The sequence below is a fragment of the Mycobacterium asiaticum DSM 44297 genome (assembly GCF_000613245.1).
In the GTDB taxonomy this organism is placed as follows: domain Bacteria; phylum Actinomycetota; class Actinomycetes; order Mycobacteriales; family Mycobacteriaceae; genus Mycobacterium; species Mycobacterium asiaticum.
Genome location: NZ_HG964936.1, coordinates 1963670 through 1985108 on the forward strand (window position 1 = coordinate 1963670; position 21439 = coordinate 1985108).

The window sequence follows — 21439 nt, forward strand, 5'->3', positions numbered from 1 at the left end:
CGCCTCCGGTCCCACCGCCGTACGCGCAGCACACGGTGTGGGTGCCCGCGGCCCCCGCGCCGGCCGCAGCGGCAGGTCCGCCCGCCGCGGGTGCGCCGCCAAGTTCACCCGACATGCCCTGGATGCACGCGTGGCCACCCGTTATCAGCGGGACCGCCGCTGCCTCCGGGCTCAACGAGATGGCGGCCCCGCACAACCCAGCGCTCGCGGCAATTACCTTGATGTTGAATCGATCAAAGATCGCCATCAACGTCACTCCTTTATTCGCGCTCAGACATTTCACATCAGGTGGTCCAGCAGAACCGCATAGCCGTACCGAAGCCGTGCCTGACGACCGGCTCAATAATTAAGCGTCGGCGTGCAACGCAAGCCGCGCCGCGCCGCGCCGTTTCCAAACGGTGACGTTCGGCTATATCCGGCCTTGGATAAGTCGCCAGGCGTGCAGCGAGAATGGCGACCGCCGCCATCCCTTGGGAGCTGAATCGTCAAAGAAAACGGCGGGGCCAAAACGTGAGCGGGGCCACAACGCCTGTACCAGTCGTTCATCGCGTAGCCGGGCGGTTTAGGTTCAAACTCGATGGGCGGTCTTACCGGCCAGCAATGGGTACCGCTACTGATCTAGGCTGACGAAGAGCAGATCATCAGCGCAGATTATGGACACAAGGAGAGACACGTGACGGTCCGAGTTGGCATCAACGGCTTTGGTCGAATCGGACGAAACTTCTACCGGGCCTTACTGGCTCAGCAGGAGCAGGGCGACGCCGACATCGAGGTGGTGGCCGTCAACGACATCACCGACAACAAGACGCTGGCGCATCTGCTCAAGTTCGACTCGATCCTGGGCCGGTTGCCGCACGAGGTCAGCCTCGAGGGCGAGGACACCATTGTGGTGGGGCCGGCCAAGATCAAGGGCCTGGCCGTGCGCGAGGGTCCCTCGGCGCTGCCATGGGGCGACCTCGGCGTCGACGTGGTGGTCGAATCCACCGGCCTGTTCACCAACGCGGCCAAGGCCAAGGGCCACTTGGAGGCCGGGGCCAAGAAGGTGATCATCTCGGCGCCCGCCACCGACGAAGATCTCACCGTGGTGCTGGGTGTCAACGACGACCAGTACGACGGCAGCCAGAACATCATCTCCAACGCCTCGTGCACCACGAACTGCCTGGGACCGCTGGCCAAGGTACTCAACGACGAGTTCGGCATCGTCAAGGGACTGATGACCACGATCCACGCCTACACCCAGGACCAGAACCTGCAGGATGGCCCGCATAAGGACCTGCGCCGGGCCCGCGCGGCGGCGCTGAACATCGTGCCCACGTCCACCGGAGCGGCCAAGGCGATCGGCTTGGTGCTACCGGAACTGAAGGGCAAGCTCGACGGGTACGCGCTGCGGGTGCCGATCCCCACCGGTTCGGTCACCGACCTGACCGCGGAGTTGTCCAAGTCGGCCAGTGTCGACGAGATCAACGCCGCGTTCAAGGCCGCCGCCGAGGGTCCCCTGAAGGGCATCCTCAAGTACTACGACGCGCCCATCGTTTCCAGCGACATTGTCACCGACCCGCACAGCTCGCTGTTCGACTCCGGGCTGACCAAAGTCATCGACAACCAGGCGAAGGTGGTGTCCTGGTACGACAACGAGTGGGGCTACTCCAACCGCCTCGTGGACCTGGTCAAGCTCGTCGGTAAGTCCCTCTAGCCGTGGGCGTCCCGACTCTGAAAGACCTTCTTGCCGAAGGTGTTTCCGGACGCGGCGTGCTGGTGCGCTCCGATCTCAACGTCCCGCTCGACGATGACGGCAACATCACCGACCCGGGCCGGATCACGGCGTCGGTGCCGACGCTGAAAGCCCTGCTCGACGCCGACGCCAAGGTCGTCGTCACGGCGCACCTCGGCCGGCCCAAGGACGGCCCGGACCCGAAATACTCACTGGCCCCCGTTGCCGCGGCGCTGGGTGAGCAACTCGGCCGGCATGTGCAGTTGGCCGGTGATGTAGTCGGCACCGACGCGCTGGCCCGAGCCGAGGGTTTGACCGACGGTGACATCCTGTTGCTGGAAAACATCCGCTTCGACAAGCGCGAGACCAGCAAGGACGACGGCGAGCGCCTCGCCTTGGCCCGGCAGCTCGCCGAATTGGTCAGTCCGGGAGGCGCTTTCGTCTCCGACGGGTTCGGGGTGGTGCACCGTAAGCAGGCCTCGGTGTACGACGTCGCAACGCTGCTGCCGCACTACGCCGGCACGCTCGTCGCGGACGAGATCGAGGTGCTGGAGCAGTTGACCAGCTCGACCGACCGTCCCTACGCAGTGGTCCTCGGTGGATCGAAGGTCTCTGACAAACTCGGGGTGATCGAGTCGCTCGCCACCAAGGCCGACAGCATCGTCATCGGCGGCGGCATGTGCTTCACCTTCCTTGCCGCACAGGGCTATTCCGTAGGTAAGTCGCTGCTCGAAGAGGACATGGTGCAAACCTGTCGCGACCTGCTGGAGACCTACCACGATGTGCTGCGGCTGCCGGTCGACATCGTGGTCACCGAGAAATTCGACGCCGACTCGCCGCCGCAGACCGTCGCCGCCGACGCGATTCCGGACGGCTTGATGGGTTTGGACATCGGGCCGGGTTCGGTCAAGCGGTTCACCACCTTGCTGTCGAACGCCAGAACTGTGTTCTGGAACGGTCCGATGGGCGTGTTCGAGTTCCCGGCGTACGCAGAGGGCACCAGGGGGGTGGCCGAGGCGATTGTCGCCGCGACCGGCAAAGGCGCGTTCAGCGTGGTCGGCGGTGGCGACTCCGCCGCCGCGGTCCGCGCCCTGAAGATTCCTGAGGACGCCTTCTCGCACATCTCCACCGGTGGCGGCGCGTCACTGGAATACCTTGAGGGCAAATCGCTTCCGGGCATCGAGGTGCTTGGCAGCGAACAGCCCGAGCAGAACTGAAGGGGAGACGCTTCGTGAGCCGCAAGCCGCTGATCGCCGGCAACTGGAAGATGAACCTGAACCACTTCGAGGCGATCGCGCTGGTGCAGAAGATCGCATTCGCTCTGCCGGACAAGTACTTCGACAAGGTCGACGTCACGGTGATCCCGCCGTTCACCGATCTGCGCAGCGTGCAGACCCTGGTCGATGGCGACAAACTGCGCCTCACCTACGGTGCCCAGGACTTGTCGCAGCACGACTCCGGTGCCTACACCGGTGACATCAGCGGGGCCTTCCTGGCGAAGCTGGGTTGCACGTTCGTCGTCGTCGGCCACTCCGAGCGGCGCACCTACCACAACGAGGACGACGCGCTGGTGGCCGCCAAGGCCGCGGCCGCCCTCAAACACGAGCTCACCCCGATCGTCTGCATCGGCGAGCACCTCGATGTCCGCGAGGCGGGAAATCACGTGTCGCACAACGTGGAACAATTGCGCGGTTCGCTGGCCGGCCTGTCGGCTGAGCAGATCAATCGGGTGGTCATTGCTTACGAGCCGGTCTGGGCAATCGGCACCGGGCGAGTGGCCAGTTCCGCCGACGCCCAGGAGGTGTGTGCCGCGATCCGTGCCGAGCTCGCCTCGCTGGCCTCCCCGCAGATCGCTGAGACGGTGCGGGTGCTTTACGGCGGCTCGGTCAACGCCAAGAACGTCGGCGATCTCGTCGCACAACAGGACATCGACGGTGGACTGGTCGGCGGCGCGTCGCTGGACGGCGAGCAGTTCGCGACGCTGGCGGCCATCGCCGCCGGGGGACCGTTGCCGTAACGGGCCGCCGGCCTACGTGTGACTGGCCAGTGCCGCGTACTTCCCGGCGCGCGCCACGGCGTAGGACCGCCACAATTGGCGGTCCATCGAGGCGAATACGTGATCGGCAATGTGTTTCGCCAGCCCCAATTGCTCAGCGGTCAGCGACGCTGGGGCGCTGATCTCCACCGAGCCTCCCGCATCACCGGTGACGCTCGGCGGGTCATGCCGGCCGCAGAGGTAATCCAGCCGGCCACCGGTTTCGGCTTCCGCCGCCAGCGCCAGCGGCTGTGTCTGGGCGAAGAACTCTTCACCCGTCGATTCCAGGGCTACCAGCATCCACCAGCGCAACACCGGATCCCGGTGGCGCAGAGCGATTTTGGCGAACTCGACCATGTTCTGCCGATGCAAGTCCATATCGGCATCCAGGAACAGCCACTCGAGAGCGTCACTGGCTGTGTGGCCCAGCTCCTGATCGAGTCCCAGCGCTTCCCAGTCTGAGAGGAACAGCTTGCTGTGTTGGGACAAGCGCGATGCCCACTCGTTGACCGCCTCCTCCTCGGCGCAACCCGGCTGCGCATAGGTCATGGCGTACTTGGTCAAATCGCGGTACCCGAGGATGTCCATCACCCACATCGGGATGAACAGACGAAGCCTCTCGGCGGCCCCGCGCTGGTCGCCGCGCAGCCAGTCGTAGAACGGATGCGCGCGCAGGCGCGCTTTGTGTTGCTCAATGTGACGAACCAGTTCGGCGTCATGGTCATCACGCGGTCTGACCACGAGCGCGGGCGCCGTCCAGTCATCCCGGGCCAGCGAGACCACGGCGGGTTTGTGGGGGACGACGCCCGGTTCCAGATACGTGGTGGCGTAGTCGTAGAACCCGGTGAATATGTCGTCGAAAATACCGAACATCCGCTGACATGCCTCGCCGGCGCGTTCGCGGCGCTCGGGATCGAGCACGACCGCCTCGAACAACCCTTCGGTGTTGGCGACGTGTCCGGATTCCAGGTCGAGGTGATACGGACCGAAATAGCGGTATTCCAGACCGGTTTGGCGTGACAGCTCGGCCGCGACGCGGGCGGTGTTGCTGAGCATCACATGTCCGGTGGCTTCGCCGGCTTCCGAGTGGCCGAACCGGATCAGCGCGTCGTCACCGTCGTCGACGGCCAGCCTGATGAACTCAATTCCACTGCGGCGGAACGTTTCCTGATCCGGTGAGAGGAACAACCACCACAGCACGTCGCTGGTACGCCAACCCAGCCGGGAATCCAGGTCGAGCTTGCGCCAATCTTCCAGGAACATCCTCGAATGCTTCTCGTCTTCGAGAGTGCCAAGGTTGATCAGCCATTCGTATTCGTCTCGCGGCTCCGGGAAGCGCAACACCCATCGGTTCATGTCCCGGAATTGCATGATGAAGAAGGCGCCGGCCGGCCCGATGGCGAGTCGGTCCCGCGCCGGAATGTGCTCGGCAGAAAGCCAGTTGAAAAACGCATGTCTACGCGCTGCCTCCTGGCCCGCATCGCGCAGTTCCATCACATGTTTCATCGCACGGTCTTTCTTTGCTGGACTCGACTGCTGCTTGGTGAGTCGCTAACCGTCAACAGGCCTTTCGAAGTTGTGCTAATTATACGCCCGTTGAGTACAATCGTTTAGTTGCCTCACCACCCGCAACTTGTCGGATCCCGGGGTGAGTTCATCTCATTGCCGGTGCTGGTTTGGTATCGGGTTGGAAAAATGTGTGTTACTGCTAACGGGTGTTGACCGCGTGTCGGTGACCGGTCTGCAAGGTGGATGAGTCGTCTCGGGGATGGAGGAGCTCAACGAGATGAGCGGTCAAGACGACGTGGGCGGTGTGCTCACGGGGGAGACAACCAACACGAGGGCGGCCAATGGCGCTCTCGAATCGATTTTCGCCGGCGGCGCGAGCGGCCGGGACGCGGCGCTCCTGCGTGCGGTGTTCGCCCAGTCGGGCGTCGGGGTGGGCATCTCCGACATTATGGGCAAGATCCTGGTGGTCAACGACGCGTTCGCGAACATGTTCGGCTACGAGACCGAAGAATTCATCAGGACGTTTCAGGTCACCGATCTCACCCATCCGGACGACACGATGGAAGTGTGGGACCAGTACGCGGCCTTGATGCGGGGCGACGTCGAGATGGTCAGCCTGGAGAAGCCGCACCTGCATCGCGACGGGCACACCATCTGGAACACCGTCAACGTCTCCCTGATCCGCGACGCCAACGGCGTACCCATCTACACGCTGGCCGTGTTCGGAGATGTCACCGACCGGCGCGAGCTCGAACAACAGTTGCGTCATCAGGCCTCACACGATCCGCTGACCGGATTGCCCAATCGCAGCCAGTTCTTCGACCGCCTCAGCGCGGCGTTCGAAGACCCGCAGTCCCGGGTGGGCATCTGCTACGTCGACCTCGACGGTTTCAAGGATGTCAACGACACACTCGGCCACGACATCGGTGACAAGCTTCTCGTCGAGGTTGCCGAGCGGCTGTCGTTGTGCCTGCAGCGGCCCGAGCAATTCGTCGCGCGCCTCGGTGGCGACGAGTTCGTCTTCCTGTTGCCGGAGCCGGCCAGCACGGACGAGGTCACTGAACTCGCCGACTCGGTGCTGCGTGTTCTGGAGTCGCCCTTCGACATCGACGGCAACCCCATCACCGTGTCCGCCAGCGTGGGAGTGATGGAACAGGAGGTCGCCATTATTTCCGAGGTCGACCTGATGAAGGGCGCCGACGTCACGCTCGCGCGGGCCAAGCAGGCCGGCGGCAACCGGTGGGTGATCCACGATCGCCACCACGAGAACACCCCGATGCACAAAGCCCTGGATCGCGGTGAGTTCCGCCTCGTCTACCAGCCGATCGTGCGGCTCTCCGACAACGCCGTCATCGGAGCCGAAGCCTTGGTGCGGTGGGAGCACCCGACGCTGGGGACACTGCTGCCGGACCGATTCATCAATCTCGCCGAGCGAAATGGCATGATCGTGCCGCTGACGACCTTCGTGGTGGAGCAAGCGTGTCGCCACGTGCAGGGCTGGCGGGCCAGCCAGGCGGTCGATTCGCCGCTGTTCGTCAGCGTCAATGTCGCCGTCCGCAATGTGTGTGATCCGAGCTTTCTCTCGGTGGTCAAGAACGCACTGCACAACAACGGCCTGCCGCCGCATGCCTTGCAATTGGAGCTCACCGAAAACGCGGTCCTAGGCAAGGACGAGACATCGGTACGCCGGATGCAGCAACTGTCGGCCATGGGCGTGTCGATCGCAATCGACGATTTCGGCACCGGCTTCTCCAGCCTGGCCTACCTGCGGGATCTGCCGGTCGATGTGGTCAAGCTCGCCGGCGAGTTCATCAACAATCTCGGTGGCAACATTCATGGTCGGCTGGCCGATGAACAGATCACCAGAGCCATGATCGACCTGGCTCACACGCTGGGACTCACCGTCACCGCCGAACAGGTCGAGACCCCCAGCCAGGCGGCCCGATTGCGGGCCCTGGGCTGCGACTCCGCGCAGGGTTGGCACTTCGGCAAGCCGGTAGCGCCGGAGTTGTTCAGATTCTGACGGCCGCTCAGCGGTACTTGATCAGCAAGGCCATGCCGATCACCGAAACCAGCCAGATCCCGGTGATGAACAGCGTCAGACGGTCGAGGTTCTTTTCCACCACCGTGGAGCCAGACAGGCTGGACTGCACGCCGCCACCAAACAGTGTCGACAGGCCGCCACCCTTGGCGCGGTGCAGCAACACCAGCAACACCACCAGCACGCTGGTGACCACAAGGGTGATCTGCAGGGCCAATTCCATACGGGCAGACTACCCAACGCCACCAAACCGCCCGCGACGGACGCACCAATGAGACGGAATCAGCCCAGGTGAGGCTGTACCGGGGGTACGGTGAGCTGCAAATTCGCCGTCGATCGGGGCGCGCCCATGAACCATCCCCAGCCAGGCTGGCCCTACGGCCAACCCGCCCACGGCCCCAGCAGTGGCATTGCGGTGATTCCCAAGCTTCCCGCTGCCTCGCAGTTGACAGCCCGTTGGCAGTTCACCCCGAAGCTCGTACTGGACGGCTATCACATACCGTCCGCCGGGTGGAATCGCATCCTGGCGCCGGCCGCTCCGGGTCGCCACCACCTGCAGGCCTACAGCCAGGATGGGCTCTATCGAAGGCAATTCGGGCGGGCCGACCTGATGGTCGATGTCGCGCCTGGCCAGTGGGTCGAACTTGAATACCGGCTGCCCCCGTTCGGCGGTCCGGGTTCACTCGGTCCACCGACAACAGCCGTCGACCAGGCCAGCAAGGTGATTTTCGGGTTGATCGCCGGGCTTCTGCTGGGGATTCCCGCCTTGATATTCATCGTGTTCGTCATCGCGTCGGTCGCTGCCAAATAGCCGACTCGGCGGTTGCCCTCAATACTGGGACACATGGTCGAGGTTTCTGACACCGCGCTGGACCCCATCGGCGATGTGCACCGAACGGCGCTGGGACGCGAGGCGACCGAACCCATGCGTGCCGACATCCGGTTGCTGGGCGCCATCCTCGGTGACACCGTTCGCGAACAGAACGGCGAAGAGGTATTCGACCTCGTCGAGCGTGCCCGGGTGGAATCCTTCCGGGTGCGGCGCTCCGAGATCGACCGCACCGAGGTCTCGCGCATGTTCGACGGCATCGACATCCACCAGGCCCTTCCCGTGATCCGCGCCTTCACCCAGTTCGCGCTGCTGGCCAACGTGGCCGAGGACATCCACCGGGAGCGCCGCCGCAGTATCCACGTCGCCGCCGGGGAACCCCCGCAGGACAGCAGCCTGGCCGCCACCTACCTCAAACTGGATGAGGCTGAACTAGATTCGGCGACCGTGGCCGAGGCTCTCAAAGGCGCCCTGGTGGCACCGGTGATCACCGCCCACCCGACCGAAACCCGCCGCCGCACGGTCTTCGTCACCCAGCATCGCATCACCGAATTGATGCGGCTGCACGCCGAAGGGCACACCGAGACCGACGACGGCCGCAGCATCGAACTCGAGCTGCGCCGCCAGATCCTCACGCTGTGGCAGACCGCGATCATCCGGTTGTCCCGGCTGCAGATCAGCGACGAAATCGCAGTGGGACTGCGGTATTACCCGGCATCGTTCTTCGAAGTCATTCCGCGGGTCAACGCCGAGGTGCGGGAGGCGCTGCAGAAGCGCTGGCCCGACGCGAAGCCGCTGTCCGCGCCGGTGCTGCGCCCGGGGTCGTGGATCGGTGGCGACCGCGACGGCAACCCGAACGTGACCGCCGAGGTGGTTCGGCTGGCCACGGGCAGCGCGGCCTACACCGCGCTGTCCCACTACCTGACCGAACTCGACCACCTCGAGCAGGAGCTCTCGATGTCGTCGCGGCTGCTCGACGTGACATCCGAACTCGCCGAGCTGGCGGAGGGCTGCCAGGACAAAGCACGCGCTGACGAGCCCTACCGGCGGGCGTTGCGGGTAATCCGGTCCCGGCTGAGCGCCACCGCCACCGCGATCCTGGACGAGCAGCCACAGCACCTCCTCGATCTCGGCCTGCCGTCGTATGAGACGCCCGAAGAGCTGCGGGCCGACCTCGACACCATTGACGCTTCGCTGCGCACCCACGGCAGTGCGGTGCTGGCCGACGACCGGCTGGCGCTGTTACGGGAAGCCGTGCACGTGTTCGGGTTTCACCTCAGTGGGCTGGACCTGCGGCAGAATTCCGATGTACACGAGGAGGTGGTCGCCGAACTGCTGGCCTGGGCCGGCGTGCACCCGGACTACGCCTCGCTCCCGGAAGAGGAGCGGGTCGAACTGCTGGTGACCGAACTGAGCACCCGCCGTCCGCTGATCAGGGACCGCGCGCAACTGTCCGAATTGGCGCGCAAGGAACTCGACATTGTCAGCGCCGCCACCCACGCCGTCCAAACCTACGGTCCCGCAGCGGTTCCCAACTACGTCATCTCCATGTGTCAGTCGGTGTCGGACATCTTGGAGGTGGCAATTCTGTTGAAGGAGGCGGGCCTGCTGGACGCGTCGGGGGAGGAGCCGTACTGCCCGGTCGGCATCTCACCGCTGTTCGAGACGATCGACGACCTGCACAACGGCGCGGCGATTCTGCAGTCGATGCTGGAACTCCCGCTGTACCGGGCCATGGTCGCCGCTCGCGACGACGAACAGGAAGTGATGCTCGGCTACTCCGACTCCAACAAGGACGGCGGATACCTGGCCGCGAACTGGGCGGTGTACCGCGCCGAGCTGGCCCTGGTCGAGGCGGCCCGCAAGAACGGAATCCGGTTGCGGCTCTTCCACGGTCGCGGTGGAACCGTCGGGCGCGGGGGCGGTCCGAGCTACCAGGCCATCCTGGCGCAACCGCCCGGCGCGGTGAACGGCTCCCTGCGGCTCACCGAGCAGGGTGAAGTGATCGCCGCCAAGTACGCCGAGCCGCGGACCGCCCAGCGCAACTTGGAGAGCCTGGTGGCCGCCACCCTGGAGTCAACGCTGCTGGATGTCGAAGGCCTCGGGGATACCGCGGAACCGGCCTACGCGGTGCTCGACGAAGTGGCCGAGCTGGCCAAACATGCATACGCCGAATTGGTCCACGACACACCGGGTTTCGTCGAATACTTCAAGGCCTCGACCCCGGTCAGCGAGATCGGGTCCCTCAACATCGGCAGCCGCCCGAGCTCGCGTAAACCCACCGAATCGATCGCGGACCTGCGGGCCATCCCATGGGTGCTGGCGTGGAGCCAGTCGCGGGTGATGCTGCCGGGATGGTACGGCACCGGAGCGGCTTTCGAACAATGGATCGCGGCGGGCCCCGAAAGTGAGGAAGAGCGGCTGGCGGTGCTGCACGACCTCTACGAGCGGTGGCCGTTCTTTCGCAGCGTGCTGTCCAACATGGCGCAGGTACTGGCGAAGAGCGATTTGGGCCTGGCCGCCCGCTATGCCGAACTGGTCGACGACGAAGCCTTGCGGCACAGGGTGTTTGACAAGATCGTCGAAGAACATCGCCGCACCATCGCGATGTACAAACGGATCACCGGGCAGGAGGACCTGCTCGCCGACAATGCCGCGCTGGCGCGTTCGGTGTTCAACCGGTTCCCCTACCTGGAGCCACTGAACCACCTGCAGGTGGAGTTGCTGCGCCGCTATCGCTCGGGGGAGGACAACGAATTCGTTCAGCGCGGCATCCTGCTGACCATGAACGGGTTGGCCAGCGCGCTCCGGAACAGCGGGTAGCCGGCCGCCTAGACTGCAGCAATGGCGCACACCCACACGTCGACGACGCACTGGGGCGCGTTCAACGCCCAGGTCCGCGATGGCGACATTGTGGCGGTGAGCGCCCTGGGCCGCGATACCAATCCCGCTCCGCAACTGCAGAACCTGCCCGGTGCTATTCGGCATCGCAGCCGCGTCGCCAATCCCGCGGTGCGGCGCGGTTGGCTGGAAGACGGCCCAGGCCCCAGCGACCGGCGCGGCGCCGACGAGTTCGTCGAGGTCGGCTGGGACGAGTTGATCGAGCTGCTGGCCACCGAGCTCAGGCGGGTCGTCGACCGGTACGGCAACGAGGCAATTTACGGCAGCTCCTACGGTTGGGCCAGCGCAGGACGGTTCCACCACGCCCAGAGCCAGGTGCACCGCTTCCTGAACCAGCTGGGTGGCTATACGGCGTCCCGGCACAGTTACAGTGCCGGAGCGTCGGAGGTGATCTTCCCGCACATATTCGGCGGCGAGTTCTACGACATGATGAGCCGGTCCACGACCTGGGACGTCATCATTGAGCACACCGACCTGCTGGTGGCTTTCGGCGGTTTGCCGCTCAAGAACACCTCGGTGATGCCGGGTGGCACCACCCGCCACCCCGATCGTGACCACATTGCCGACTACCGCGCCGGTGGCGGAAGGTTGGTGTCGGTGAGCCCGCTGCGGGACGACATCACCGCGATCGCTGGCCATCTCGACGAAAAGTGCCAATGGATCCCGGCCGTACCGGGCGCCGACGTGGCTCTCATGTTGGGCCTGGCCCACGTGCTCATCACCGAGTCACTGGTCGATCGCGCCTTCCTGGACACCTACTGCACCGGATACGAGCGCTTCGAACGCTACGTCCTGGGCGGTGCGGACGTGGTGGCGAAGACGCCGGAGTGGGCGGCGCAGCTGGGCGGCGTGGACGCGGACACGCTGCGGGACCTGGCCCGACGGATGGCGGCGGGCCGGACCCTGATCACCACCAGCCTGTCGCTGCAGCGGACCGAGCACGGCGAGCAGACCGTGTGGATGGGCGCCACCCTGGCGGCGATGCTCGGCCAAATCGGGCTTCCCGGCGGGGGTTACGGCCATGCCTACGGTTCCAACGGCATCGGCAACCCGCCGCTGGCTTGCGGCCTGCCGACCCTACCGCAGGGCTCCAATGCGGTGCGCAAGTTCATCCCGGTTGCGGCCATCAACGAGTTGTTGCACCGGCCGGGTGACAAGCTGCCCTTCAACGGTCAACTGCTCGATCTGCCCGACATCAAGTGTGTCTACTGGGCGGGCGGCAACCCGTTCCATCACCACCAGAACCTGCCGCGACTGCGCCGGGCACTGGCTCGGGTCGACACAATCGTTGTGCACGAACAGTTTTGGACCGCGATGGCCAAACACGCCGACATCGTCGTGCCCACCACCACCAGCTTCGAACGCGACGACTTCGGGGGCAGCCGCACCGATTCCACGCTGCTCGCCATGAAGGCGATGGTGGCGCCATACGCGAACGCCCGCGACGACTACGACACATTCGCCGCGCTGGCGCAGCGGATGGGGTTCGGCGAGCGGTTCACCGAGGGCCGCACCGGCTACGAATGGTTGGAGCACATGTACGGCAAGTGGGCGGCCGAACAAGATTTCGCTGTGCCGGCCTTCGCCGAGTTCTGGCACGCCGGCGAGCTCGAGTTGCCGACCCGAACCGGCCTGACGTGGTTCGCCGACTTCCGCGCCGATCCGGTCAATTGTCCGTTGGGGACGCCGAGTGGGCGCATCGAGATCTTCTCGGAGACGATCGACGGATTTGGGCTGCACGACTGCGCCGGCCACGCCACCTGGTTCGAACCGGCCGAATGGTTGCACGGCCCGCGGGCCGCCCAATTCCCGCTGCACCTGATCGCCAACCAGCCGCGCACCCGGCTGCACAGCCAACTCGACCACGGGGCGGTCAGTATGGCATCGAAAATCGATGGCAGAGAACCGATCCGGATGCACCCGGCGGATGCGGCGGCGCGCGGTCTAGGCGACGGCGACATCGTGCGGGTATTCAACGATCGAGGGGCCTGCCTGGCCGGCGTGGTGGTCGACGACGATTTGCGGCCGCAGGTGGTGCAATTGGCGACCGGCGCATGGTTCGATCCCGCCGACCCGGCCGATCCCGACTCGATGTGCGTGCATGGCAACCCGAACGTATTCACCAATGACATCGGGACATCCTCGTTGGCACATGGCAGCACCGGCCAGCACGTGCTGGTCCAGGTGGAGAAGTTCATTGGTGAACTGCCTGCGCTCCGTGCGCATGAACCGCCGCCACTGGTTCGGCGCGGCGAGGACTTGAGGGGCCAGGAATAGCGATGGCCTAGTGGACCGACCGATTTCGTAGCCGGTCCAGCACGCCACGCAGGACGTGTTCGGTCGCCGAGAGCGGCGTCATCATCGTTTCGCCGAGGCCGACCACGTAGTCGAACCGTTCGATAATGGCCTCCACCGGCTCGAGCAGTACAACCAACCGCTGCGCGAGGTCGTCCAAGCTGGACAGCGTCCTGTCCAGATGGTTCAGGCCACCTTCCATGCGCTCCACGGTGGCATTGAGGGAACCTAGGCATTTGTTGAGCTCGACCAGGGAGGTGCTCAGACCGTCGAGGACGTCCTCGACCTGCTCTACCGTCTTGTCGGCATTCAACGCCGCCTGGGTAAGCGTCTTCACTCTTTGCCGAGCTGGGGTCGGGCGGCCGCCGCTTCTGTCTGCCATGACGGTCATTATTACCGCATTGACATCGGAGGACCTACCCCCGGCAGCAATTGCCCGCTGTCAATCGGAGAGTTTGCCCGCGGCGTCCCGATCGAGCAGCCATCGGGTGGTCTCCCGGCCCACGGCGCCGGCCGCCGGGACCGACACCGGATCGGCGCCGCCGAGGGCGGCGGCCACCGCGTCGGCTTTGCCCGCACCCGAAACGATCAGCCACACCTCCCGGGAACGCTGAATCGCGGGCAACGTCAGGGTGATTCGCAAGGGAGGCGGTTTCGGGCAGTCCTCGACCGCGACCACCAGGCGGTCGGTCTCGCGTACCGCGGGCGTGTCCGGGAACAGCGAGTTGATGTGTCCCTCGGGTCCCATGCCCAGCAGGTGGACGTCGAAATCGGGTGCCGTCTCACCGGGTGCGGCGTTGGCGGCCAGGATCTGCTCGTAGGCCAACGCGGCAGCGTCGATGTCGGCACCGAATTCGCCGTTGCTGGCCGCCATCGGATGCACCTGGCTCGCCGGCACCGGAACGTGGTCGAGCAACGCTTCCCGGGCTTGCTTCTCGTTGCGCTCGTCGTCGTCCTCGGGCACGTAGCGCTCGTCGCCCCAGAACAGGTGGACCTTGGACCAGTCGACCTGTTGTCCGTCGGCGAGGTAGCGCAGCAGGGCGATACCGTTGCCGCCGCCGGTGAGCACGATCAGCGCTTGCCCACGAGCCTGAACCGCGGCATTGATGGTGCTGACCAATCGTTCGCCGGCCGCCTGCACCAGGGCCTCACCGTCGGAGAATACTTCAACCTCTGCGCTCACTGGTACTGCACTTTCTCGATGCCTTGCAGCGCGGCGTGAAAGATCTCGTCGGCGTCCAGCCGACGCAGGTCTTCGGCCAGGCATTCACCGGTTTCCCTGCGCGCCAACGGAACCAGCGCTTCGGGCTTGGCTGTGCGGCTCAGGGTTGCGGTGGTTCCCTCCTGCGGCCGGCTCAACACGATGGTCTCGCTCTTGCGCACCAATTCCACCTTCAGCTCGCCGACCTCGCGGCGCACCGGGCCGTCGATGCAGTGGGCGAGCCAGCCCGCCAGGATATCCAGGGCAGGTTCGTCGCGCAGACCCGAAACCAGGGCCGACTCGATCGGCTCGTGCGGCGGCAGGTCGACGGCCGAGGTGAGCAGCGCCCGCCAGTAGGTGATGCGACTCCACGCCAGGTCGGTGTCGCCCGCGGTGTAGCCGGCCAGCCGGCTCTTGATCGCCGACAACGGATCGACCCCATTGGTGGCGTCGGTGATGCGGCGAATCGCTAACTTGCCCAACGGATCCTGCGCCGGAACCGCCGGAGCGACGTCGGGCCACCACGCCACCACCGGGATGTCGGGCAGCAGGAAAGGGATCACGACGCTGTTGGCGTGACCGGACAGCGACCCGGACAGCTTGAGTACGACGACCTCGCCGGCACCGGCGTCGCCGCCCACCCGGATCTGGGCGTCCAGGCTCGGCTTGTCGGCGTACGGGTCGCCGCGCATCGCGACGATGACGCGGCTGGGGTGTTCATGGCTGGCCCCGTTGGCGGCCTCGATGGATTCTTCGAGCACCGCCTCGCTGTCCGGCGCGATGATCAACGTGAGGACTCGGCCCATGGTGACGATGCCGGCCTTCTCGCGCATGTCATCGAGCTTCTTGTTCACCGCCGTAGTGGTGGTGTCAGGCATGTCGACAATCATCCGCGCCGCTCCTCAGCACCCCTGCGTCCACAATGCGAGATCACGGCCGCCGCCATTCCCGGCCGGTGCGGCGCAGCATCTCAAATGCCGATTCCGGGCCCCAAGTGCCCGCCTCGTACGGGTCCGGTTTCCCGTGCGATGCCCAGTTGTCCAGCGCGGGATCCAGTATCTCCCAGGCCAATTCGACCTCCTCATTGACCGGGAACAGGGACGGCTCCCCAAGCAGCACGTCGAGAATCAGCCGCTCGTAGGCCTCCGGCGATTCCTCGGCGAATGCCGAACCGTAGGAGAAGTCCATGTTGACGTCGCGGACCTCCATCGCGCTGCCCGGCACCTTCGAACCGAACCGCAGGGTGATGCCCTCGTCCGGTTGTACTCGGATGACCATCGCGTTGGTGCCCAACTCGTCGGTCATGGTGGCGTCGAACGGCAGGTGCGGCGCCCGCTTGAAGACCAGCGCGATCTCGGTGACCCTGCGGCCCAAGCGTTTTCCGGTCCGCAGGTAGAAGGGCACTCCGGCCCAGCGTCGGGTGTCGACCTCGAGGGTGATCGCGGCGAAGGTCTCGGTTATCGAGTCTTTGGAGAACCCTTCCTCATCGAGCAGCCCGACTACCTTCTCCCCGCCCTGCCAGCCGGCGGTGTACTGGCCGCGGCTGGTGGTCTCGTCGAGGGGCTCGGCCAGCCGGGTCGCCGACAGCACCTTGATCTTTTCGGTCTGCAAGGCATGAGGATTGAAGCTGACCGGCTCCTCCATCGCGGTCAATGCCAGCAGCTGCATCAGGTGGTTCTGGATCACATCGCGGGCGGCGCCGATGCCATCGTAGTAGCCGGCCCGGCCGCCCAGGCCAATGTCCTCGGCCATGGTGATCTGTACGTGGTCGACGTAATGCGCGTTCCAGATCGGGTCGAACAGCTGGTTGGCGAAGCGCAGCGCCAGGATGTTCTGCACCGTCTCCTTACCGAGGTAGTGGTCTATACGAAAGACCGATTCCTCCGGAAAGACGGAATTGACCGTTTTGTTCAGGTCTTGCGCACTGGCCAGGTCATGCCCGAACGGCTTCTCGATCACCACCCGGCTCCACCGGCTACCCTGTGGCCGAGCCAGCCCCGACTTGTGCAGCTGTTCACACACCTGCGGGAAGGACTTCGGTGGGATGGCCAGGTAGAACGCGTGATTGCCGCCGGTGCCGCGCTCGGCGTCGAGCTTTTCCAGCGTCTCGGCAAGCCGGGCAAAGGCGTCGTCGTCGTCGAAAGCGCCTGGCACGAAACGGAATCCCTCGGCCAACCGGTCCCAGTTCTCCTGCCGGAACGGGGTCCGGCAGTGTTGTTTGACGGCGTTGTAGACCACGTCCCCGAAATCCTGGGTGGTCCAGTCGCGGCGCGCGAAACCCACCAGGGAAAATGTCGGGGGCAGCAAGCCGCGGTTGGCCAGGTCGTAGATCGCCGGCATCACCTTCTTGCGGGCCAGGTCACCGGTGACCCCGAAGATCACCATGCCGCACGGCCCGGCGATTCTGGGCAGCCTTTTATCCCGCTTGTCCCGCAGCGGGTTATGCCACGCTTGGGTCATTTCTTGGCGGAGTCCAGCTGCGCCTGAGTCTCCTCGAGTAGCTCACTCCAGGACTCCTCGAACTTCTGGACGCCCTCGTTCTCGAGCACGATGAACACGTCGTCCAGGTCAAGGCCGATGTCCTGCAGCTTGTCGAAAACTTGCTGGGCTTCCGCTGCGGTGCCGGTCACCGTGTCGCCGTTGATCACGCCGTGGTCGGCCACGGCGTCAATCGTCTTCTCCGGCATGGTGTTCACCGTGTTGGGCGCCACCAACTCGGTGACATACAGGGTGTCGGAGTAGTCGGGGTTCTTCACGCCGGTGGACGCCCAGAGTGGCCGCTGCACCCGGGCGCCGTCGGCCTTGAGCGCCTCGAACCGCTCGCCGCCCTCGAACACCTCCTGGTATGCCGCGTAGGCCAGCCGGGCATTGGCGACCGCGGCCTGCCCCAGCAGCGCCCGCGCCTCGTCGGAGTCGATCTTCTCCAGCCGCTTGTCCACCTCGGTGTCCACCCGGGACACGAAAAACGAAGCGACGGAATGGATCTTGGACAAGTCGTGGCCGGCCTGCTTGGCCCTCTCCAGTCCCTCAAGGTAGGCGCCCATCACCGCCCGGTAACGCTCCACCGAGAAGATCAGCGTGACATTGACCGAAATCCCTTCCGCCAGGGTAGAAGCGATGGCCGGGATACCGGCCTCGGTGGCGGGGATCTTGATCAGCAGGTTCGGCCGGTCGACGGTCTTCCATAGGTCGAGGGCCTGCTGCGTGGTCTTGTCCGTGTCGTGGGCCAGTCGCGGGTCGACCTCGATCGATACCCGCCCGTCGACACCATCGGAGGACTCCCACTGCGGCCGCAACACGTCACAGGCGTCGCGGACATCGTCGGTGGTGACCGTGCGGATGGTGGCATCGACGTCGGCGCCGCGCTCGGCCAGCTCGGCAACCTGGTCGTTGTAGGTATCGCTGTCGGCCAGCGCTTTCTGGAAGATCGACGGGTTGGTGGTCACCCCGACGACGCTCTTGGTGTCAATCAGTTCCTGCAGATTGCCCGACTTGATCCGGTCCCGCGAGAGATCGTCCAGCCATACCGATACCCCTGCCTCGCTCAACGCCGCGAGGTTTGGATTCTGGGTCATCTTCAATCACCTTCTCAATTATCGAGTGCTTCTTCCGCGGCGGCAGCGACGGCTTCCGCTGTGAAGCCGTACTCGCGGAATAAGGTCTTGTAGTCGGCCGATTCGCCGAAATGCTCGATCGACACGATCTTGCCGGTGTCGCCGACGAGCTTGTGCCAGGACTGCGCGACGCCGGCCTCGACAGCCACCCGCGCCGACACCGACGGGGGCAGCACACTGTCGCGGTAGTCGCTGGGCTGCGACTCGAACCACTCTACGCAGGGCATCGAGACCACCCGCGCCACAATGTCCTTGTCCGCCAGCAACTTCTGCGCCCCGACCGCCAGCTGAACCTCGGAACCGGTGCCGATCAGCACGACGTCGGGCTCGTCGTCGTCTTCCCGGCCGCCGGCCTCCTGGCCCAACACGTAGCCGCCACGCGCGACACCTTCCAGGTTGGTGCCCTCGAGTATCGGGACGTTCTGACGGGTCAGGATCAACCCCACCGGCCCGCTGCCGTTGCCCCGCGCCAGAATCGTGCGCCAGGCATATGCCGTCTCGTTGGCGTCGGCCGGGCGCACCACCGACAGGTTCGGAATGGCCCGCAGCGCCGAAAGATGCTCGATCGGTTGGTGCGTCGGACCGTCCTCACCCAACCCGACCGAGTCGTGCGTCCACACGTAGATGGTGTCGATGTCCATCAGCGACGCCAACCGCACCGCCGGACGCATGTAGTCGGAGAACTGCAGGAAGGTGCCGCCGTAGGCGCGGGTGGGGCCGTGCAGGACGATGCCGGACAGAATGGCACCCATCGCGTGCTCGCGTACACCGAAGTGCAGCGTCCGGCCGTACCAGTGGGCGGTGTAATCCTTCGTCGAAATCGACGGTGGGCCAAAGGAATCCGCGCCCTTGATGGTGGTGTTGTTGCTGCCCGCCAGGTCGGCCGAACCGCCCCACAACTCCGGAAGCTTCGGGCCCACCGCGTTTAATACCTCGTTGGAGGCCTTGCGGGTGGCAATCGCGTCCTCGCCGGGGTCCCAGTGCGGCAGCTCGGCATCCCAACCTTCAGGAAGTTCCTCAGCGGTCAACCGGTCCAGCAGCGCCTTGCGTTCCGGCTCGCGCTCGGCCCAGGCGTCGAAGTCTTGCTGCCACTTCTCGTGAGCTTCCTTACCGCGGTCCACCAGCTTGCGGGTGTGCGCGATCACCTCGTCGCGCACCTCGAAGTTCTTGTCCGGGTCGAAACCGAGGATCTTCTTGACCTCGGCGACCTCTTCGTCACCGAGCGCGGCACCGTGCGCCTTGCCGGTGTTCATCAGGTTCGGCGCCGGGAAACCGATGATGGTGCGCAGCGCGATGAACGACGGCCGATCGGTTTCGGCCTTCGCGTTGGCAATCGCCTCTTCGATGCCGACTACGTTCTCGCCACCCTCGACCTCCTGCACGTGCCAGCCGTAGGCGCGGTAGCGGGCCGCGGTGTCCTCAGACAGGGCGATGTTGGTGTCGTCTTCGATCGAGATCTGATTGCGGTCGTAGAACACGATCAAATTGCCCAGTTGCTGGACTCCGGCCAGCGATGACGCCTCGGAGGTCACACCTTCTTCGATGTCACCGTCGGAGGCGATCACGTAGATGTGGTGGTCGAACGGGCTGGTGCCCGGTTCGGCGTCCGGATCGAACAGGCCACGCTCATACCGCGCCGCCATCGCCATCCCGACGGCCGAGGCCAATCCCTGGCCCAGCGGGCCGGTGGTGATCTCCACGCCCTTGGTGTGCCGGAACTCCGGGTGCCCCGGGGTCTTGGACTTCCAGGTCCGCAGCGACTCGATGTCCTCGAGCTCGAGACCGAAGCCGCCCAAGTAGAGCTGCAGGTAGAGCGTCAGGCTGCTGTGTCCGGCGGACAACACGAACCGGTCGCGGCCCAGCCAGTGCACGTCGCTGGGATCGTGGCGCATCGTGCGCTGGAACAGGGTGTAGGCCAGCGGGGCGAGGCTCATCGCGGTCCCTGGGTGACCGTTGCCGACCTTCTGGACGGCGTCGGCGGCCAGGACCCGGATCGTGTCGACCGCAGCCGAATCGATCTCGGTCCAGTCGTCGGGGTGGCGCGGTTGCGTAAGGGCGGAGATCTCTTCGAGTGTGGTCATTCAGTCCTCAGTCCTGGGGTCATCAAACTGATCAATCCCACCCTAGTGCGGGATGGGTGGCCGCTGCAGGCCCAGTTCTGTGTACCCCGCGGAGGCGATGTGAAAATATCGTGTCGGGGTGGTGAGCTGTGCAGTCGGCGCCTGGACGGGGTCGAATGCCGGAAGAAACGGCCCGAATCGACCCTGCGGGTCTGTGGTTGAGCCTGCGCGGTCTACCATCGTGTGTAGTAGAAGCTGCGCGCGGCTGCGATTTTCCCGAGGAGTTATTGCGTGAGCGTTCGCGGGCGCGTCGCGTCGGGCAGGACAACAAGCCGGATCACCGGCACCTTGCTGGCGTACCTGGCGCTGACCAAGCCACGGGTCATCGAACTGCTGTTGGTCACCGCCATCCCGGCGATGCTGCTGGCCCACCGGGGCAGCGTCAACCCGCTACTCATCCTCAACACGCTGGTCGGAGGCATGATGGCGGCGGGCGGTGCCAACACGCTGAACTGTGTGGCCGACGCCGACATCGACAAAGTGATGAAGCGGACGGCGCGGCGGCCGCTGGCCCGAGCCGCAGTGCCGACGCGGCACGCGCTCGTCTTCGGCTTGCTGCTCAGCGTCGGCTCGTTCGGCTGGCTGTGGTGGACCACCAACCTGCTTTCGGGTCTGCTGGCCGTGGCCACCATTGCGTTCTACGTGTTCGTCTACACCCTGCTGCTCAAGCGGCGTACCTCGCAGAATGTGGTGTGGGGCGGCGCGGCCGGCTGCATGCCGGTGATGATCGGCTGGTCGGCTGTGACCGGCACCATCGGCTGGCCCGCGCTGGCGATGTTCGCGATCATCTTCTTCTGGACGCCGCCACACACTTGGGCCTTGGCTATGCGGTACAAGGAGGACTACAAAGTCGCCGGCGTGCCGATGCTGCCCGCCGTGGCGACCGAGCAACAGGTCACCAAACAGATCCTGATCTATACCTGGCTTACGGTGCTGGCGACCCTGACGCTGGCGCTGGCGACCGGCTGGCTGTATGCGGCCGTGGCCCTGGTGGCCGGAGTGTGGTTCCTGGCGATGGCGCATCAGCTGTACGCCGGTGTGCGGGCGGGGGAAACGGTCAAGCCGCTGCGGCTGTTCCTGCAATCGAACAACTATCTGGCCCTGGTGTTCTGCGCACTGGCTGTCGACTCGGCGATCGCGCTTCCCACGCTGTTGTGACCAGGGCGATTTGAAACCGCGCGGC

General features: G+C 65.3%; 16 protein-coding genes and 2 pseudogenes. 9 read left to right on the forward strand and 9 right to left on the reverse strand.

The window, feature by feature from the left end; translation table 11 throughout:
* A pseudogene (locus BN972_RS09535) lies at positions 1-256 on the reverse strand (hypothetical protein); the annotation flags it as partial.
* Between the two features lie 417 nt (positions 257-673).
* On the opposite strand from BN972_RS09535, the gene gap reads away from it, so the two are divergent.
* From gap to tpiA, 3 genes are read left to right on the forward strand one after another with little or no spacing between them, the layout of a single operon-like run.
* Positions 674-1693, forward strand: a complete 1020-nt coding sequence (gene gap, locus BN972_RS09540; RefSeq protein ID WP_036355628.1) for a type I glyceraldehyde-3-phosphate dehydrogenase — start codon at positions 674-676, stop codon at positions 1691-1693.
* Between the two features lie 2 nt (positions 1694-1695).
* Positions 1696-2928, forward strand: coding sequence for a phosphoglycerate kinase (locus tag BN972_RS09545; RefSeq protein ID WP_036355631.1), 1233 nt, complete (start codon positions 1696-1698; stop codon positions 2926-2928).
* A 14-nt stretch (positions 2929-2942) separates the two neighbouring features.
* A complete protein-coding gene (tpiA, locus tag BN972_RS09550; RefSeq protein WP_036355634.1) occupies positions 2943-3728 on the forward strand; it encodes a triose-phosphate isomerase in 786 nt (261 codons plus the stop codon).
* Between the two features lie 12 nt (positions 3729-3740).
* On the opposite strand, the gene BN972_RS09555 is transcribed toward tpiA, so the two are convergent.
* Positions 3741-5252: a hypothetical protein gene (locus tag BN972_RS09555; RefSeq protein ID WP_051545175.1), complete on the reverse strand. Its 1512-nt coding sequence runs from the start codon at positions 5250-5252 to the stop codon at positions 3741-3743.
* A 280-nt stretch (positions 5253-5532) separates the two neighbouring features.
* Between BN972_RS09555 and BN972_RS31155 the strand changes: the two are divergent.
* Both BN972_RS31155 and BN972_RS31160 read left to right on the forward strand, forming a co-directional pair.
* Positions 5533-6006: pseudogene (locus BN972_RS31155) on the forward strand (PAS domain-containing protein); the annotation flags it as partial.
* 9 nt (positions 6007-6015) lie between these two features.
* The gene (locus BN972_RS31160; RefSeq protein ID WP_390176203.1) at positions 6016-7278 is read left to right on the forward strand and encodes a putative bifunctional diguanylate cyclase/phosphodiesterase; all 1263 of its coding nucleotides are present in this window, start codon (positions 6016-6018) and stop codon (positions 7276-7278) included.
* A 7-nt stretch (positions 7279-7285) separates the two neighbouring features.
* Here BN972_RS31160 and secG read toward each other — a convergent pair whose 3' ends face one another.
* A complete protein-coding gene (gene secG, locus BN972_RS09565; protein ID WP_036355638.1) occupies positions 7286-7519 on the reverse strand; it encodes a preprotein translocase subunit SecG in 234 nt (77 codons plus the stop codon).
* Positions 7520-7645: 126 nt separating this feature from the next.
* Here secG and BN972_RS09570 point away from each other — a divergent pair, with 126 nt between their 5' ends.
* From BN972_RS09570 to BN972_RS09580, 3 genes are read left to right on the forward strand one after another with little or no spacing between them, the layout of a single operon-like run.
* A complete protein-coding gene (locus BN972_RS09570; protein ID WP_051545181.1) occupies positions 7646-8107 on the forward strand; it encodes a hypothetical protein in 462 nt (153 codons plus the stop codon).
* A gap of 33 nt (positions 8108-8140) precedes the next feature.
* Positions 8141-10948 carry a phosphoenolpyruvate carboxylase gene (gene ppc, locus BN972_RS09575; protein WP_036355641.1) on the forward strand — a complete coding sequence of 936 codons (2808 nt, stop codon included), beginning with the start codon at positions 8141-8143 and terminating at the stop codon, positions 10946-10948.
* A 21-nt stretch (positions 10949-10969) separates the two neighbouring features.
* On the forward strand, positions 10970-13303 hold the full coding sequence (locus BN972_RS09580; protein WP_036355644.1) for a molybdopterin guanine dinucleotide-containing S/N-oxide reductase: 2334 nt from the start codon (positions 10970-10972) through the stop codon (positions 13301-13303).
* 7 nt (positions 13304-13310) lie between these two features.
* Here BN972_RS09580 and BN972_RS09585 read toward each other — a convergent pair whose 3' ends face one another.
* From BN972_RS09585 to tkt, 6 genes are read right to left on the reverse strand one after another with little or no spacing between them, the layout of a single operon-like run.
* Entirely contained in the window at positions 13311-13712 is a 402-nt protein-coding gene (locus tag BN972_RS09585) for a hypothetical protein (RefSeq protein ID WP_036355647.1), read from the reverse strand.
* A 51-nt stretch (positions 13713-13763) separates the two neighbouring features.
* The gene (pgl, locus tag BN972_RS09590; protein ID WP_036355649.1) at positions 13764-14504 is read right to left on the reverse strand and encodes a 6-phosphogluconolactonase; all 741 of its coding nucleotides are present in this window, start codon (positions 14502-14504) and stop codon (positions 13764-13766) included.
* Positions 14501-15412 (reverse strand): glucose-6-phosphate dehydrogenase assembly protein OpcA, encoded by a 912-nt coding sequence (opcA, locus tag BN972_RS09595; RefSeq protein ID WP_036355652.1) that lies wholly within the window; start codon positions 15410-15412, stop codon positions 14501-14503. The genes pgl and opcA overlap by 4 nt, the downstream gene beginning before the upstream one ends.
* A 40-nt stretch (positions 15413-15452) precedes the next feature.
* Positions 15453-16982 (reverse strand): glucose-6-phosphate dehydrogenase, encoded by a 1530-nt coding sequence (zwf, locus tag BN972_RS09600; protein ID WP_036355655.1) that lies wholly within the window; start codon positions 16980-16982, stop codon positions 15453-15455.
* The gene (tal, locus tag BN972_RS09605) at positions 16979-18097 is read right to left on the reverse strand and encodes a transaldolase (protein ID WP_036355657.1); all 1119 of its coding nucleotides are present in this window, start codon (positions 18095-18097) and stop codon (positions 16979-16981) included. Before tal ends, zwf begins: the two co-directional genes overlap by 4 nt.
* 14 nt (positions 18098-18111) lie before the next feature.
* On the reverse strand, positions 18112-20217 hold the full coding sequence (gene tkt / locus BN972_RS09610) for a transketolase (protein WP_036355659.1): 2106 nt from the start codon (positions 20215-20217) through the stop codon (positions 18112-18114).
* Between the two features lie 270 nt (positions 20218-20487).
* On the opposite strand from tkt, the gene BN972_RS09615 reads away from it, so the two are divergent.
* Positions 20488-21414: a heme o synthase gene (locus BN972_RS09615; RefSeq protein ID WP_036355663.1), complete on the forward strand. Its 927-nt coding sequence runs from the start codon at positions 20488-20490 to the stop codon at positions 21412-21414.
* Positions 21415-21439: the final 25 nt, after the last annotated feature.